We start from the raw sequence: 17,823 nt of genomic DNA on the forward strand, positions 1-17,823 counted from the left end.
CATGTGGCGAAAAAACAAACTATTTCGAATAAACACCATCAACGGCATTAATTAATTTTTTGTTATCTTTATACTTGAAGGTAAAAGATAATGGATAATGACCGCCAGAACGATGGCGTAACGGGAAATCTCAAGTGAAGTTCATAAAGCGATTACTAATACTTGCATTAATTTGCATCATTCTTGGAGTGGGTACTATTTTTGGTTTTTATTTATACCTAAAACCAGACCTTCCTGATGTTGCTAAATTAAAAGATGTCGAGCTCCAAACACCACTCAGGGTGTACAGTGCTGATGGCGAACTGATCTCACAATTTGGTGAGAAACGTCGTATACCATTAACACTCAAACAAATACCACCACTGTTGGTCGATGGTTTTATTGCGACCGAAGACAGTCGTTTTTATGAACATCATGGCGTTGATCCAATTGGTATCGCACGTGCAGCTTTTGTGATGTTAACCACTGGTCATGCACGTCAAGGCGCGAGTACTATCACTCAGCAACTTGCACGAAACTTCTTCCTCTCAAATAAAAAAACCTTCTCACGTAAAATTCGAGAGGCGTTTATTGCGATACATATCGAGCAAATTCTAACTAAAGATCAAATACTCGATCTTTACCTCAATAAGATTTATCTCGGTTATCGTGCTTATGGTGTCGGTGCCGCTGCACAAGTTTACTTTGGTAAAACTGTTGACCAGCTAACCTTGAGTGAAATGGCGGTGATTGCAGGCCTACCAAAAGCACCATCAACCATGAACCCTATTTATTCGATTGACCGTGCGACAACCCGTCGAAATGTGGTGTTAGATCGAATGTACAAAGAAGGTTACATTACCGAAGCACAAATGGATCAAGCTCGTTCAGAGCCAATTGTCTCCCATTACCACCGCGCTGAAATTCAACTTTATGCACCATACGTTGCTGAACGCGCGCGTGCATGGATGGTTAACCGTTACGGTGAAGATGCTTACACTAAAGGCATGGATGTTTACACCACCATTAACGCTAAGTTGCAGCATGCAGCCCAGCAATCAGCGGTTGATAACTTGCTAACTTACGATGAACGTCACGGTTATCGTGGCGCAACGGCAGTGTTATGGAAGCCAGGCCAAACACCACTTAATGCCAACCAAATCGTTGAAAAATTGAGCAGCCAACCGACTTATGGTGAGTTAATCCCGGCAGTAGTCACTCAAGTTAACCAACAAACAGCAACTGTGGTTACTAAGCAAGGTCAAACCGTCACCTTACATTGGGATGGTATGAAATGGGCACGTAAGTTCCTAACCAACAAAGCCCAAGGGCCAGCACCAACAACAGCAGCGGAAATTCTAACTGCAGGTCAACAAATCTGGGTTCAGAATAAAGCGACCACAGTGGCAGCAACAGCAGACACTGCAGCAGTAACGACTAGCCACTGGGTATTAAGCCAAGTGCCAGGTGCGAATACCTCTTTTGTTGCGATGTCGCCAGACAATGGCGCGATATTGGCTATGGTCGGTGGTTTTAACTATACCCAAAGTAAGTTTAACCGTGCCACTCAGTCGATTCGTCAAGTAGGTTCTGGTATTAAACCCTTTATTTACTCAGCAGCGATTCAAAAAGGGCTCACATTAGCAACCCTTATTAATGATGCGCCAATCACCAAGTGGGACAAATGGCAAGGTACCGCATGGCGACCAAAGAATGCTGATGGCCGTTATGGTGGTCCAACTCGTGCACGTATTGGTTTAGCACGTTCAATCAACGTCATGGCTATTCGTGTGCTACGCATGGCAGGTTTAGATTACACCATTAACTATCTGACTCGTTTTGGTTTTAAACGTGCCGATCTTCCCCATGCAGAACCACTAGCATTAGGTGCGGGTAGTTTAACTCCACTAGAACTCGTGCAGGGTTATTCGGTATTTGCCAACGGTGGTTATGCGGTAAAACCATTCTTAATCAATAAAGTTGATAATAGTAATGGTGAGTTGATCTACAGCGCGAATCCAAAAATTGTCTGTAATGATGTTTGTCAGAGCCAAAACCCACAGGCGAAAATACAAGTAGCATTGGCAACAGCAGCAGCAACGGCGGCGGAAAATGCTCCTGCAGATCAAAAACCCGTCACTCCTGTCACTGAAAAGCCAACTATAGCCCAACTAGAGCAAGTGATTACACCGCCAGCGGTACGCTATGCTCCAGAAGTGATCAGCGAGCAAAATGCGTTCCTTGTCCGTCAAATGTTATACAGTAACATTTGGGGCGAGCCAGGCCATCTTTACGGTACAGGCTTTAGAGCTCGCGTACTGGGCCGACATGATATTGGCGGTAAAACAGGTACGACCAATGACTCGAAAGATGCTTGGTATACCGGTTTTGGGCCAAATATCGTCGCCACAACTTGGGTGGGTTTTGATGATCATCGCCATACACTAGGACGTACGAGCTTTAATAAAAACCTCGGTAAAAATCAAATTACTGGTGGCGAATATGGCGGTAATGCGGCGCAACCTGCATGGATCAACTTCATGCGTACAGCATTGAAAAATACGCCTGAACAGCCGTTACAAATTCCAGCCGATATCGTCAAAGTACGTATTGACCGCGCAACGGGTAAACTGTCAGATCGTGATGATGCAAGCTCAATGTATGAGTACTTCATCAAGGGTACAGAACCGACTCAATCTGCAAGCCAAGTCAATTCAGAACAGAAATTTGATGCGGAAACTGCGGAAGAGCTATTCTAAATTTAATTTTTAAATACAAAGAGCGCTAATCAGCGCTCTTTTTTTTGGTTAAAATTTCACTTCACCCTCAGTGCGAAATACTATTTCTGCACATGGTTGGCAAAAATCTGTGGCATTTTAGACTTAATGACTTCAGCTAATTTCTCATAACGCGACTTTAATGGTGAGCCAGGGCGGTAGGCTAATGTAATTAAACGAGTCGGTTGTGGGTGCTCGGCAGCAATATAACAAACCCCATCACGACAATGTTCTTTTGGTGTCGCTAGTTGTGGTAATAACGTGATACCACTTCCTGCAGCAACCATATTACGCAGTGTTTCAAGGCTCGTTGCTTTAAAACGACCATCATCACGGGCGCCAGCAGCGAAACAAAAACCTAAGGCTTGATTACGTAAACAGTGGCCATCTTCTAGCATTAATAATGTCTCACCATGCAGACGCGACATATCAATTTCTTTTTCTTGTGCCCAACGATGCGTTTCAGGCACCGCTAGCATCATCGGCTCGTCATATAACGGTAATTCAATAAAAGGTTCACTTTCTTTTACTGATGCTAAAATCATGCAATCTAACTTGCCCTCTTCAAGTTGTTGCACTAATTGATGCGTTTGCGCTTCATGTAAAAATAACTCTAAATCAGGAAAAGCTTCTTTTAAGGTGGGAATGATTTGCGGTAATAAATATGGACCTACAGTAGGAATAAAGCCAATATGTAACGGTCCGGCCATGCTTTCTCCTTGTAAACTAGCAAGTTCGGTCAATATCTTGACCTCAAGCAACACTTTCTGCGCTTGGGCGACTAAACTCAATCCCGCATCGGTAAAAAGTACGCGACGACTGGTTCGTTCTAATAGCGACACCCCAAGTTCATCTTCTAATTTACGAATTTGACCACTGAGGGTTGGCTGACTGACATAACAGGCTTCAGCCGCTTTACGAAAATGTTTATGTTCAGATAGGGCGACAAGGTACTCAAGATCTCGAATATTCATTAGCTAGGGTTACCAATAGGAATCAACTATCAAAACCATAGCAGTAAACGATTAGAACTATCAAGAGTAAAATCGCATAATTACTTCATCAATATGGAGAACATATTTACGAAGCTCCGATTGCATTAAATTAATTTATATTTTTTAAGGAATCACATTATGTTCGCATCTAAAGAAGGTCAGCCAGTACCTCAAGTTACTTTCCACACCCGTAAAGGTGATCAATGGGTAGATGTAACAACAAACGAGTTATTTGCTAATAAAACTGTGGTTGTATTTAGCCTACCAGGCGCATTTACACCAACATGTTCTTCTAGCCACCTACCTCGTTACAACGAGTTAGCATCAGTATTTGCTGATAACGGCGTTGACGACATTCTATGTGTATCGGTTAACGATACGTTCGTAATGAATGCATGGAAAGCAGATCAAGAAGCAGAAAACATTACCTTCATTCCTGATGGTAACGGTGAATTCACTAATGGCATGGGCATGCTAGTTGAAAAAGATGACCTAGGTTTCGGTGCGCGTTCATGGCGTTACAGCATGCTAGTGAAAAACGGCATCGTTGAGAAAATGTTTGTTGAAAACGAAGAACCTGGCGACCCGTTCAAAGTTTCAGATGCAGATACTATGCTGAACTACATTGCTCCAGAGCAAAAGTTACAAGAATCAATTACTGTATTCTCTAAGCCTGGCTGTCCTTTCTGTGTGAAAGCGAAACAGAATCTGATCGACAAAGGCCTACAGTATGAAGAAATCATTCTAGGTAAAGATGCGACAACGGTATCTTTACGTGCCATTACTGGCCGTAGTACTGTTCCTCAAGTATTCATTGGTGGTAAGCACATTGGTGGTAGCGAAGAATTAGAAATTTTCTTAGGCTAATACTCCACGATTAAAGCGTTAACAAAAGCCCTCACTTCGCGAGAACTGAGGGCTTTTGCTATTTTTAAACAGCTTCAATTGCTACCGATCAAGCGACATTCGTCGTGGCAATCCGTTGTGCTTGATCAAGCCACACCTCTAACGCAACCTCATCACAAGCATGCTGACGAGGACAACGATCACAATCTTTCATGACTTTTTCAGGTAGTAATGCTTTTGAGGTTGGGGTAAAGCCACGCTTCATAAAGAACTCTGGCACACGGGTTAGTACAAACACTTTTTTAATCGCCATTTGAGCGGCTTTCTCAAGTAAGTGATCGACAATCGCTTTACCCTGCCCTTGTTGCTGCCAACCAGCCTCAACCCCTAATGAACGAATTTCTGCCAATCCAGAATCATAAACATACAATGAAGCGCATCCGGTAACAACGCCATGATTTTCAGCAACGGCAAATGAACCAATATCCCGCACTAATTCATTACGATTACGCGGTAAATTCTCACCGAGCCCAGCCCAATACACCACCATTCCCTCAATGGCATCCAGATCCGTTAACCGTGCACCGCGGACTTTTACATCGGGTGAATAACGCTTATCAAGCCGCTTTTCAGCTTGCCCAATCGCGTAATCAACTTGATTTGGTGCAACACCACCGAGCGCGCACCGCTTCTCTAAACACGACTCAATCGTTAAAATGGGATAGACATCAGCTTCAATCACTGTTGAAAATTGTTTCATTTCAGCCAATGATAGCTCTTCCAATGCGCAACCTTTGGCGATTGCAGCGACTACCGCAACCCCAACAATATGGTGTGCTTCACGGAATGGAATGCCTTTAGCAACCAAATAATCCGCTAACTCAGTCGCATTAGAGTAACCTTGCATCGCGGCTTCTAAAGTTCGATCTTGATTAACTTTGATGCCATCAAAACATAGTGCTGCCATTTCCATGCAATCATGCCAGCTATCTAATGCGTCAAAGAGTCCTTCTTTATCTTCTTGCATATCTTTGTTGTAAGCCAATGGTAATGCTTTTACCGTCATCATCATCGCAGTCATAGCACCATAAACGCGGCCACATTTACCACGAATAAGCTCTAGTGCATCTGGGTTTTTCTTTTGTGGCATCAACGACGAGCCAGAAGTGACGGCATCATCAAGTTCTATAAAGTTTGATTCACCAGAGTTATAGAAAATTAAATCTTCAGCCATACGGGATAAATGCAGCATTGAAATCGATGCCGTTGATAATAACTCCATCACATGATCACGATCAGACACTGAATCAAGACTATTACGGGTGGCGCGATGAAAGCCAAGACTATGTGCTAATACTTCACGATCAATCGGATAAGCGGTACCTGCTAGTGCACCAGAGCCAAGCGGACAAGTATCTAACCGCGCCATGGCGTCATTTAAGCGCGAGTGATCACGCTCTAGCATTTCTACATAAGCTAAACACCAATGGGCAAATGTTACTGGCTGAGCCCGTTGCAGATGCGTATAGCCAGGCAGTACTGTCGCTTGGTGTTGACGAGCGACAGTGACTAATTGTTGTTGCAGTTTATCGAGCATTAATAATAGTTGCTGACCTTGCTGACGGCACCAAAGTTTAAGATCCGTTGCCACCTGATCATTACGTGAACGACCGGTATGAAGTTTTTTACCAAGATCACCCACTTTCGCAATCAGTTGCTGCTCAACCCAACTATGAATATCTTCGGCGTCTGAAGTCAAAATCTGCTCAGGATCTTCCATCACCGCTAACTTAAGTTCGTTTAAAGCCAATTCAAGTTGTTGTTGCTCTTGTTCGGTCAACACATTCACTTGGCGCAGGGCTTTTGACCAAGCTATTGAACCGACAATATCTTGCTCTGCGAGTCGATAGTCAAAACGCAGCGAATCATTAAATTGTTTGAATCTGATGTCAGCTGCCTGACTAAACCGTCCGCCCCATAATGCCATGGTGAATCTCCTTTACTGTCCAAGTCTAATGATATCGATAAGCTTAATGTTGCAGTGAGCGATACACTCGCTGCAACGTAGTCACAATATTGGGTTAATTATTTTTGCTTATTAAGCGCACGAATTCGACTCGCCAGAGAATACAAACGAATAAAACCACCAGCATGACTGTGATCATAAACATCATCTTCGCCAAAAGTAGCGAACTCTTCTGAATACAAACTATTGAGTGAACGCTTCTGAATAACGGTTGCTTGACCTTTATAAAGTTGAATGACTACTTCGCCCGTCACATCTTGCGCTAACGTATCAGCAGCAGCTAATAACGATTGGCACAGCGGGGTAAACCAACGGCCATCATAGATAAGGTGCGAGGCTTTAAGCCCAATGGTTTGACGAAACTCAAATGACTCTTTATCTAGCACTAATTGTTCAACCGCCCGCAGTGCTTCCATCATAATGGTGCCACCAGGCGTTTCGTAACAGCCACGAGATTTAATGCCGACTAAACGGTTTTCAACAATATCAATTCGGCCAACGCCATGCTCAGCGCCTTTTTGATTGAGGTAATTAAGCGCGTTATAAGGTGTCATTGGCTCGCCATTAACCGCAACCACTTCACCTTTTTCAACTAAAACGGATACTGTTTCTGCCTCATCAGGCGCTTGCTGAGGATCTTGTGTCCACACCCAACATAAATCATTCGGCGCGTTCCAAGTATCTTCAAGCACCCCGCCTTCAGTTGATACATGCCATGCATTAGCATCTCGTGAATAAATTTTTTCTAATGATGCGCTACAAGGAATATTACGTTCAGCTAAGTAATCAAGCAGCGCTTCACGGCTACGTAAATTCCACTCACGCCATGGTGCTATCACTGTTAGTTGCGGTGCAAGTGCAGCAAATGCACCTTCAAACCGTACCTGATCATTACCTTTACCGGTACAACCGTGGCACAAAGCATCAGCACCAACCTCTAATGCACACTCTACTTGTGCTTTGGCAATAATTGGCCGTGCCATTGAAGTGCCCAGTAAGTATTTACCCTCGTAAATTGCCCCGGTTTTCAATGATGGATAAATATAATCCTTAACCATCTCTTCTTTTAAATCGGCGATATAACATGACGATGCACCTGACGCGATAGCTTTTTCTTCAATCCCAACCAGCTCTTCTTCGCCTTGACCAACATCAGCCACAAACGCAACCACTTCACAATCGTAATTTTCTTTTAACCACGGAATAATCGCCGAGGTATCTAAACCACCTGAATAGGCCAATACTACTTTGTTAATCTTACTCATCTGCTGCGCTCCTTTCAGCCTTGTCGCGGTCATCCCGTTCAGGCACTTTTTTCAAAAATATTAATTGGTCGTCATAAATCAATGCGACTTAACAAACATAACCTTCGTAAACATTACGTTAATAAACATACTATTAAGGCTTGAATTTGGTGCCAACACTATCGCCCGCTAACAGTGCATTCAACTTTTCGGGATAACGCCAACTAGCAACTTCAATCGAACGTCCTAATGCATTAGCTGCTGAAAATGCAGCGCGAACTTTGACGATCATGCCGTCAGTGATCACCGCTTGAGCAATTAATTCTTCGGCCTCGGTCTCAGTCAGTTGCTCAATTAAATGACCTTTACCATCAAGCACACCGCTCACATCTGATAGTAAAACCAACTCACCATCAATAGCTGCTGCAACGGCTACCGCCGCTTGATCGGCATTAACATTCATCATCTCGCCATTACTATCAAGCCCAATTGAACTGATGATTGGTACAAATCCGAGCTGCATCATTTGGCTCACCAAAGCACCATCATTAGGCTCAGCATGACCCACGGCACCTAACTCAGGATCTAATTGAGTCACGCGACACAAACCACCATCAGCTAAACTCAAGCCGACAGCTGCGACTCCCGCTTTTAATGCCTGTCCCTGTAACATTTTATTGGCTGTACCTGCTAATGCGCCGGTAATCAAACCGATTTGATCACTCGGTGTAACTCGTAATCCTTGCTTTTTTATGGTTGGCAATTGCAGTTTTGTCATTAGCTCATCAACTAAATAACCACCACCATGAACAAATAAAATAGGTCGCTGTGAGTTCGCCTGATAAGCATTGATGGTGGAAAATAACCGTTCTAAAGTGAGCTTAGATTCTAATGCAGCGCCACCTAACTTAATCACCAGAGGGACTTGATTCATCGTGTTACTCCTACACCAACGCAGTTAATTGAGAAAAGCCATTTCGAATATTTATGCATTGCATTGCTTGCGATGCTGCACCTTTCAATAAATTATCGATCGCGGCTGTCAAAATAATATGCTCCCCCTGCACCTGCCAGCCAATATCACAAAAACAGCTACCGACAACATCGTCAAGTTGAGCCGTTTTATTACCAAGTAAACGCACTGCATGTTGATCGCCAGTCTTTAAATATGCCGACTCCAGCACTGCTGTAACATCATCAGCTGTCACACCAGAGGCTAATTTAGCGGTAATAGTGGCTAAGATCCCACGCTTAAAATTGCCTAAATGAGGGGTAAAAATAACGTCGCAGTTAAGATGGTGGGAGATTTCAGGTTGGTGGCGATGAGTAAACAAACCATAAGCATGCAAACTCACTTCACAAAAACTATTGGTCATGGTGGCTTTACGGCCAGCACCAGAAACACCACTAACCGCATTAATAACTGGCCACTGCTGACGATCAAGCAGATCAGCTACCACTAATGGTTTTAGAGCTAATTGTGATGCGGTGGGATAACACCCAGGAACGGCAATCAACTGAGCTTGACGAATAGCGTCATCATTCCATTCAGCTAACCCATAAGCAGCATTATCTAACCACTCGCTATGCTGATGTTCAAAGCCATAATATTGCTGATAAAAATCATCAGCTTTAACTCTGAACGCGCCCGACAAGTCAAATACCTGACAGCCAGCATCAAGAAATGTCGTCGCAATATCATGGCTAACTTCATGCGCAGTTGCTAACAGCACAATATCTGCCGCGGCTGCCGTTGTTTTGATATCCGTTAAGGGCAATAACGGTAAATCGACTATTCCTTTTAATTGACCATGAAGATCACTCAATGGTTTACCAGCATCAAGGCTATTAGCTGAAACATATAACCCACTGAGTATTAACTGTGGATGACGGCTAACCATTTTTGACAATTCTGCGCCGGTATAACCACTGGCGCCAATAATAACAGTGTTTAACATCGCTAATTCCATCTGTAGTGATTGTCATCAAGCCGTAATTAAAACAATCGGGACTATGGTATAAAAATATGGGTGTCATAACGGCTAATGAAGGTGTGCTGTAACCAGCAGAGATGAGGCACGTAAAAGTACCTAAAGCAGAAGACTTAGCGTCGTCGAAGGGAGATAACGAGAGGTGTGTGTGTTTGGTTCATGATAATAACTTCCTGCATTTAACTATTAACCCTGAGCTATCCTTGCTCTGAGACAAATAAACAACCGTTGCTGTATATTCATTAATCTGAATTAATATGTTTACTGGTTAAATTACGTACTGTCAATGATTATGTAATAAAAAAATATATTTAATTATCTTCTCGTTAACCTTTACAACATTTAACCGTAACAGAAACCAACTATTAAAAGGCTTTTTTTTACTCTATCTAATTAATAACAAACAAAAATGTGCGTTGAAGATGGTAATAATGTAAAAAGATTACAAAATACAATCAATAGTATGACTAAAATCAATATCACCAGTTTTTATCAGCGATAAATATAATCTCTGTTGACCTATTACTAGATTCGCGGCTAGATTGTGGGGTAAAGGTTAAATTGGATGTAACAAAATTACGGAATGGATACGATATGAACGAGAAATACAGCGCGTTAACAAGTAATGTCAGTATGCTTGGCCATTTGCTAGGCAATACCATCAAAACAGCTTGCGGTGATGAGCTATTAGAAAAAGTTGAAACGATTCGTAAACTTTCTAAGTCAGCTGGTACTGGTAATCAAGATGACCGCGAAAAGCTAATTGATGAATTACAAAACCTACCCGATGATCAATTACTTCCTGTTGCTCGAGCTTTTAGTCAATTCCTTAATCTCACCAATATTGCTGAGCAATACCATACCATTTCACGCCAACGCGAAACCACTCTCTGTAGCCCAGATGCGCTCGATGAGTTGTTTACTAAATTAGTTGATAATGACGTTAATCCTGCTGACTCTTTAGCTGCCGTCAATGAGTTAAATATTGATCTGGTATTAACTGCTCACCCAACGGAAATTGCTCGTCGTACCATGATCCATAAATTGGTACAGATTAATAAGTGCCTATCGCAATTAGAATTAAGTGAACTATCAACAGCAGAACGAGCACGAGTTGAACAACGATTAGAACAACTGATTGCCCAAGCATGGTATTCTGATGTTATTCGCCAGCAACGCCCAACTCCAATTGATGAAGCGAAATGGGGTTATGCAGTTGTTGAGAACTCTCTCTGGCAAGCCGTACCTGAGTTCGTACGTCTGTTTGATGAAAAACTACAACAACATTTAGGTCAAAAATTACCTCTTGATGCAACGCCAGTTACCTTCTCATCATGGATGGGTGGTGACCGTGATGGTAACCCATTTGTAACCTCAAATATTACCCGTGAAGTATTACGCCTTTCACGCTGGAAAGCGGCTGAACTTTACCTTGGTGATGTACAAGAATTAATCAATGAATTATCAATGATTCAATGTAATGAGCAACTACGTGAGCTCGCCGGTGAAGAACATGAACCTTACCGTGCAATTTTAAAGCAATTACGTACTAAGCTCATTCTTACTCGTGATAGTTTAGAGGCTCAAATTAACGGCCAAACACCATTATCAACAGCCATTATTAATGATGTTTCTGAGCTATGGGATCCGCTATTTGCGTGCTATCAATCACTGCACCAATGCGGCATGGCAATCATTGCCGATGGCTTACTACTTGATACGCTACGCCGCGTGAAATGTTTCGGGGTTCACTTAGTACGACTTGATATTCGCCAAGAAAGCACCCGCCATGAAAATGTTATTTCAGAGCTTACTCGTCACCTTGGTTTAGGCGATTACAGCCAATGGTGTGAACAGGATAAAATTGCGTTTTTAGTCCGCGAACTATCATCTAAACGCCCATTACTACCACGTAATTGGGAACCATCAGCTGAAGTCAAAGAAGTATTAGAAACCTGTAAAGCCATTGCCGAACAACCTCGTGAAGCATTAGGCGCTTATGTAATTTCAATGGCTCGTACCGCATCAGATGTCTTGGCCGTACACTTATTACTGCAAGAAGCTGGTTGTCCATTCCGGATGGATGTCTGCCCATTATTTGAAACTCTAGACGACTTGAATAATGGTGCTGATGTTATTGAACAATTACTTAATATTGATTGGTACCGTGGCTTTATTCAAAACCATCAAATGGTAATGATTGGTTATTCTGATTCAGCCAAAGATGCTGGTGTGATGTCAGCGGGTTGGGCACAATACAGTGCGATGGAAAAACTGGTTGCTGTGTGTGAGCAAGCTGATGTTGAAATCACTTTATTCCACGGTCGTGGCGGTAGTATTGGTCGTGGTGGTGCACCAGCGCACGCTGCACTATTATCTCAGCCACCACGAAGCCTAAAAGGTGGTTTACGAGTGACTGAGCAAGGCGAAATGATCCGCTTCAAACTTGGTTTACCTGAGGTCGCGATTAATAGCTTAAGTCTTTATGCTAGTGCGACCTTAGAAGCAAATTTATTACCGCCACCAGCACCGAAGCAAGAATGGCGTCATGTGATGGATGAACTTTCTAGCGTATCGTGTGAATCATACCGTAACGTCGTGCGTAATAACCCGGAGTTTGTGCCTTATTTCCGCGCTGCAACACCTGAATTAGAGCTCGGTAAATTACCTCTAGGCTCACGTCCAGCAAAACGTAACCCTAATGGTGGCGTTGAAAGCTTACGTGCAATTCCATGGATTTTTGCGTGGAGTCAAAACCGTTTATTGTTACCGGCATGGCTAGGCGCTGGTGAAGCAATTCAGTATTCAATCGATAATGGTAATGCATTATTATTAGAAGACATGTGCCGTGAATGGCCATTTTTCTCAACACGTTTGGGTATGCTTGAAATGGTATACAGTAAAACCAACCTTGGTATCGCTGAATACTATGATCAGCGTTTAACCGCTGAAGCCTTATGGCCACTGGGTAAACAATTGCGCTCACAATTACAGCAAGATATTAAAGCTGTGCTGACTGTTGAAAATAATGATCACTTGATGCAACAAGATCCATGGGGCGCAGAATCTATTCGCCTACGTAATATTTATGTTGAGCCACTCAATATGCTTCAAGCCGAATTACTTTACCGTACTCGTCAACAAGAAGAGCTACCTAAAGAGCTTGAAGAAGCACTAATGGTTACGATTGCAGGTATTGCTACAGGTATGCGTAATACTGGTTAATCGACTTATTCTCATAAAAAGGCTATCTTTTGATAGCCTTTTTTTTTGAGTTGTTATTTACAACTTTGTTAAAAAAGATCGTAAAGTCTCACTTTTGATACAGCACTATATTGCCTATAAGGTCTAAGATAGATAAAGTGCAAATATGAGAAAAGATGAATAGATTTCAATCAGGTTGGTATTTTTTAGGGCTAAATTAACTTAGCGCAAGTTCACAAGATAATGAATTGAAACGCCTCATTAACAGATAATTCAACTAGAAGTATCGATATTGAGTCAATTAATGATATTCTATGCAACCGCAATTAGGCAGTGCAATAGCACGATTATAAATTAAAAACGTCGCTTGAAACGTTACATAATCTAAGCCCTATTGTGTTTTTTTATTTTATATATTTAACGGATAGAAGAGATGTCACTACCACATGTAATTTTAACAGTGCTTAGCTCCCGCGAAGCAACTGGTTACGATATAACCAAAGAATTTTCACACAGTATTGGTTATTTTTGGAAGGCGAGTCACCAACAGGTGTATCGTGAACTAAATAAAATGGCAACTAACGATCAAGTAACCTGTCGTCTTGAGCCTCAAGATGGCAAGCCAGATCGTAAAGTCTATTCTATTACCGATCTTGGCCGACAGGCTTTATTTGAGTGGTTCCAAGAGCCAGCACGTAATCCCACTACTCGCGATGAATTTTCTGCGAAGTTACTGATTTGTGGTATCCACAATTCATTACCAATGCAGCAGCAACTTGAAGCTTTAATTGATGAATCACATATTCTGATTGGTCATTATCAAGAGCTAGAGCAAATTCATTTTGGTGATTACAAAAATATGGATCGTCAACAACGTCTCGACCGTTTAACCTTGCGCCGTGGTCTGCATAACCGCCAAGCTTGGATATTATGGGCTGAAGAAGTATTAGCTGAACTTAAAGATATGGACAATGAAAATAGCGCAATCGCTATCAACTAAGCCATTATCAAATAAAAAAGCCGCAGTTTAACACTGCGGCTTTTTATTTCGATTCAATATCATCATTAATACATCAACGTATAAGTGATAACACTACTCTCTACAGCATAGTTGCTAACCGATTAATATCAGAGATTAACGCGCCAGCGGTGACATCACGCCCAGCTCCAGGGCCACGAATCACTAATGGATTTTCTCGATACCACTGACTTTCAATTGCAAAAATATTATCGCACGGTAATAAATTAGCCAGTGCATGTTCACTCGGTAGCGCTTCTAATCCTACATACGCCTTACCATGACGATCTAACCGCGCCACATAACGTAATACTTTATCTTCACTAACAGCACGGGCTAATTTTTCAGCCAACAATATATCAAGCTCTGTGGCTTGTTCAAAAAACGCATCAACACTTAACGCTTGTAAACTCAATGGTACTAATGACTCCACTTGCACCTGCTGTGGCTCAATCTCAAACCCAGATTCACGCGCTAAAATAATCAACTTACGCATCACATCACTGCCATCAAGATCATGGCGAGGGTCGGGTTCAGTTAGTCCTTGTTGCCATGCTTGTTCTAGCAATTCAGAAAAAGGTTGGCTACCATCAAATTGCTGGAATAACCACGATAACGTTCCAGAAAAAATGCCCGATATCGCTAAAATACAATCCCCACTTTCACGGAGATCGCGTACGGTATGGTTGATTGGTAAGCCAGCACCAACAGTGGCGTTATATAACCAATAACGGCTACTCTTGGCAAATGCATCGATGACCATCTGATACTCAGTCGTCGCCGCAGATCCAGCGATTTTATTGGCAGAGATCAGATGTAGCCCACTTAACGCAATTTGTGGATATAACGCCGCCAGCTGATGACTAGCAGTAACATCCACCATCACCACATCATCATAATCAACAGCTGCAAGTTGAGATAATAGCTGCGGCAGCTGATAATCAACCGCATGCTGTGGAAATTGCTCCAGTGCCGTTTGAGGTTCAATCCCCTGACTATTGAGCCAACACTGCTGTTGCCCAACAATACCAATTAAGCTAAAACGCATTCCATGTCGCAGTTCAAGAGCGGCTTTTTCACGGCTAAACAAACTCAGCCAATGACTACCAATATTGCCTTTACCACACAATACAATCCCAATACTTTTTTGAGCTTGAAATAGCGCTTGGTGAATAGCGTTAACTAACTTATCAGTTTCAACATCACGCAATACCGCCACTAAACTTAACCCTGATTCTGCCTCTGTCATAAATTCAACCGGCAATCCTTTTAATTGCTGATAAAAACCATGACAATGATTAGGGTTGTTCAATACTCCAGCGCCAACGGCTGCTACCATTGAAAAACCTTCACGTAAACGCAATTCAGCAGCAACGCCACTGTCTTGTAATAAACTCAAGACACTGTTTACCACTTCTTGGGTATACGCCAAAATAATCCGTCGTTTACCTTGATCGACCTTTTTAGCCAGGGGTTGTAATTGCGCCCGATCGAGCAGCTGCTGCACATCATGCTGTATCGACGCCAGCGCCATACCTTGCGGAACACCAAGCTCAATCAAACAGACATCATCTAATGATGAAATAATTTTAGCACCACGCCCAGAAGCTAATACACGTTCAACCCGAGTTGAACCTGATTCTGGCTGATGGCTACAACGTAAAGTTAAATCAATCGCACTTTGTGCAACAGGTTGTAATGTACGACTATGCAATACAGGTGCAGCAAGACGAGCGAGTTCATTGGCTTCATCTAACCGTAATAAAGGTAACAAACATGCATTGGTCACTTTACGCGGATCGGCACTATATACGCCTGCAACATCACTCCAAATAGTCACCCGTTCAACCGCAGCTAAAGCCCCTATCATAGTGGCAGAGTAATCAGAACCATTACGTCCCAAAAGTACGGTTTGTTGATATTGATTAGCAGCCATAAAACCCGTGATCACTAATCGTTGTTGAGGATGCTGCACTAATAACTGCTGTAATAATGGTTGTGATAAAACCTTATCCACTTCAGGCTGAATGGCATGATCGGCACGTAAAAATAACCGCGAATCTATTGCGACGGCCGCTAATTGATACTGATTAAGTAACGCTGCTAATAATCGCGCTGACCATAATTCACCATGGCCTAAAACCGCATTTTTAACCTCAGTCGTCAATGGTGACTCACCCCACTTAGCGATTAAGGCTAACTCAGCATATAGCTGCTGCTGTAATGATTGTGCTTGCTCTGGCTCTAATAATTCAGTGATTAACTGCTGTTGAAAAGTCCGAATTGATAATAAAGTGGCATGGGCTAAACGACCATCAGTAACCAATTGTTCTAGCCACAATAACAGTTGATTAGTGGTTTTACCTGCTGCCGAAACCACCACCAAATCATGGTTCTTAGAATAAGCGTCTAAAATCTCAGCGACTCGCCGATAACACTGTGAATCGGCAAGGCTACTCCCTCCAAACTTATGCAGCTGGCGCAGATCTTTTTTCATCAACATAGCTCCTCTGCAACGGCGAACGCTTGAGTGAGATCAGCAATTAAATCACGAGGATCTTCGAGACCAACGGATAAGCGCAGTAAAGCAGTTGAAATTCCCGCTGCACGTTGAGCTTCATCAGTCATTGCTCGATGAGTCATTGAAGCGGGATGAGCAATTAAACTTTCCGTGCCCCCCAACGACTCAGCCAATGAAAATAATTGCAGCGTTTTCACAAATAATTCAAGTTGCTGATAGCTACCGGCAAATTCAAAACTCATCATTGAGCCAAAACCACGCTGCTGGCGCTTAGCAATCTCATGTCCAGGATGGGTGGGTAAACTAGGATGATAAATAGTGCCAACCAGAGATTGTTGCTGCAAATAGGCTAATACGGCGGCACCATTTTCTTCATGCATTCGCATTCTAGGCGCTAAAGTGCGTAGGCCTCGCAGGGTTAAATAAGCATCAAACGGTGCCCCAGTCGCGCCAATACAGTTTGCCCACCAACTTAGATCTTCAGCAGCGGCTTGCTGCTTGGCAATAACCACCCCACCGACAACATCAGAATGGCCATTAATATATTTAGTGGTTGAATGCACCACAAAATCAGCCCCAAGAGACAACGGTTGCTGTAATAACGGCGATAGAAAAGTGTTATCAACCGCGACTTGGCAGCCAACAGCCTGTGCTTGCTGACTAATCGCCTTAATATCAATCACCCGTACCAATGGGTTAGACGGTGTTTCAAGCCATAACAAGGTTGGTTTTTGTGCTAAAGCAGCGGCCAATGCATCGGGATCAGATTGATCAATAAACAACACTTTAAAGTCCCCTTTGTGAGCGCGAGTACTGAATAACCGATAACTACCACCATAACAATCATGCGGAGCAACGAGCAGATCATTGGGGCCGAGCAACGCAGACACTAATAAATTCATTGCCGCAGTGCCACAACTGGTCACCACCCCACCAGCTCCCCCTTCCATGTCACTCAAAGCATCTGCTAATGTGTTACGGGTTGGGTTACCCGAACGTGAGTAATCGTACTGCGGTAGCTCACCGAGTGCTGGAAAGCTATAAGTCGAAGTTAAATAGATTGGGGGGACTACAGCATTGTATTGTGAGTCAACATCAATACCGGTACGGACTGCAATTGTCGCAAGCTGCTTGTCACTCATGATAACGTTCCTTGTTATAAAAAGGGGCTGATCCCTAAAAATAGATAATAGTGGCTACACAACCTTAACCACATCAAAAC

Annotated in this window: 11 protein-coding genes; 4 read left to right on the plus strand and 7 right to left on the minus strand. The window is 42.8% G+C overall.

Translation table 11 applies throughout. The annotated features are described in order from the left end of the window. Positions 1-134 precede the first annotated feature (134 nt). Positions 135-2,738, plus strand: a complete 2,604-nt coding sequence (locus C0W29_RS12685) for a penicillin-binding protein 1A (RefSeq protein ID WP_045045182.1) — start codon at positions 135-137, stop codon at positions 2,736-2,738. Positions 2,739-2,818: 80 nt separating this feature from the next. Here the strand turns inward: C0W29_RS12685 and oxyR are convergent, their stop codons facing one another. Further along, positions 2,819-3,730 (minus strand): DNA-binding transcriptional regulator OxyR, encoded by a 912-nt coding sequence (gene oxyR, locus C0W29_RS12690; protein ID WP_036789471.1) that lies wholly within the window; start codon positions 3,728-3,730, stop codon positions 2,819-2,821. Positions 3,731-3,889: 159 nt separating this feature from the next. Between oxyR and C0W29_RS12695 the strand changes: the two genes are divergently transcribed. Then, positions 3,890-4,618 carry a glutathione peroxidase gene (locus C0W29_RS12695; protein WP_045042344.1) on the plus strand — a complete coding sequence of 243 codons (729 nt, stop codon included), beginning with the start codon at positions 3,890-3,892 and terminating at the stop codon, positions 4,616-4,618. Positions 4,619-4,706: 88 nt separating this feature from the next. Here the strand turns inward: C0W29_RS12695 and argH are convergent, their stop codons facing one another. The 4 genes from argH to argC form a co-directional block, all read right to left on the minus strand. After that, entirely contained in the window at positions 4,707-6,584 is a 1,878-nt protein-coding gene (argH, locus tag C0W29_RS12700; RefSeq protein ID WP_045045183.1) for an argininosuccinate lyase, read from the minus strand. Positions 6,585-6,682: 98 nt separating this feature from the next. Further along, on the minus strand, positions 6,683-7,888 hold the full coding sequence (locus C0W29_RS12705; protein WP_045045184.1) for an argininosuccinate synthase: 1,206 nt from the start codon (positions 7,886-7,888) through the stop codon (positions 6,683-6,685). Between the two features lie 133 nt (positions 7,889-8,021). Beyond that, a complete protein-coding gene (argB, locus tag C0W29_RS12710; RefSeq protein ID WP_045045185.1) occupies positions 8,022-8,801 on the minus strand; it encodes an acetylglutamate kinase in 780 nt (259 codons plus the stop codon). Between the two features lie 10 nt (positions 8,802-8,811). After that, positions 8,812-9,825: an N-acetyl-gamma-glutamyl-phosphate reductase gene (argC, locus tag C0W29_RS12715; protein ID WP_045045186.1), complete on the minus strand. Its 1,014-nt coding sequence runs from the start codon at positions 9,823-9,825 to the stop codon at positions 8,812-8,814. Positions 9,826-10,452: 627 nt separating this feature from the next. Here argC and ppc point away from each other — a divergent pair. Both ppc and C0W29_RS12725 read left to right on the plus strand, forming a co-directional pair. Beyond that, positions 10,453-13,083, plus strand: coding sequence for a phosphoenolpyruvate carboxylase (gene ppc / locus C0W29_RS12720; RefSeq protein ID WP_045045187.1), 2,631 nt, complete (start codon positions 10,453-10,455; stop codon positions 13,081-13,083). 412 nt (positions 13,084-13,495) lie between these two features. Continuing rightward, positions 13,496-14,062, plus strand: a complete 567-nt coding sequence (locus C0W29_RS12725; protein WP_036789459.1) for a PadR family transcriptional regulator — start codon at positions 13,496-13,498, stop codon at positions 14,060-14,062. A 100-nt stretch (positions 14,063-14,162) separates the two neighbouring features. On the opposite strand, the gene C0W29_RS12730 is transcribed toward C0W29_RS12725, so the two are convergent. Together C0W29_RS12730 and C0W29_RS12735 are read right to left on the minus strand one after the other, a co-directional pair. Then, positions 14,163-16,577: a bifunctional aspartate kinase/homoserine dehydrogenase II gene (locus C0W29_RS12730; protein WP_045045188.1), complete on the minus strand. Its 2,415-nt coding sequence runs from the start codon at positions 16,575-16,577 to the stop codon at positions 14,163-14,165. Beyond that, on the minus strand, positions 16,577-17,743 hold the full coding sequence (locus C0W29_RS12735; RefSeq protein WP_045045189.1) for an O-succinylhomoserine (thiol)-lyase: 1,167 nt from the start codon (positions 17,741-17,743) through the stop codon (positions 16,577-16,579). Before C0W29_RS12735 ends, C0W29_RS12730 begins: the two co-directional genes overlap by 1 nt. Between the last annotated feature and the right edge of the window lie 80 nt (positions 17,744-17,823).

This window comes from Photobacterium kishitanii (assembly GCF_003026355.1).
GTDB lineage: Bacteria > Pseudomonadota > Gammaproteobacteria > Enterobacterales > Vibrionaceae > Photobacterium > Photobacterium kishitanii.

Coding starts and splice junctions, on each gene's coding strand:
- argB (WP_045045185.1), bottom strand. CDS start 8,801: ATGAATCAAGTCCCTCTGGTGATTAAGTTAGGTGGCGCTGCATTAGAA.
- oxyR (WP_036789471.1), bottom strand. CDS start 3,730: ATGAATATTCGAGATCTTGAGTACCTTGTCGCCCTATCTGAACATAAA.
- C0W29_RS12735 (WP_045045189.1), bottom strand. CDS start 17,743: ATGAGTGACAAGCAGCTTGCGACAATTGCAGTCCGTACCGGTATTGAT.
- argC (WP_045045186.1), bottom strand. CDS start 9,825: ATGTTAAACACTGTTATTATTGGCGCCAGTGGTTATACCGGCGCAGAA.
- ppc (WP_045045187.1), top strand. CDS start 10,453: ATGAACGAGAAATACAGCGCGTTAACAAGTAATGTCAGTATGCTTGGC.
- C0W29_RS12725 (WP_036789459.1), top strand. CDS start 13,496: ATGTCACTACCACATGTAATTTTAACAGTGCTTAGCTCCCGCGAAGCA.
- C0W29_RS12695 (WP_045042344.1), top strand. CDS start 3,890: ATGTTCGCATCTAAAGAAGGTCAGCCAGTACCTCAAGTTACTTTCCAC.
- C0W29_RS12730 (WP_045045188.1), bottom strand. CDS start 16,577: ATGAAAAAAGATCTGCGCCAGCTGCATAAGTTTGGAGGGAGTAGCCTT.
- C0W29_RS12705 (WP_045045184.1), bottom strand. CDS start 7,888: ATGAGTAAGATTAACAAAGTAGTATTGGCCTATTCAGGTGGTTTAGAT.
- argH (WP_045045183.1), bottom strand. CDS start 6,584: ATGGCATTATGGGGCGGACGGTTTAGTCAGGCAGCTGACATCAGATTC.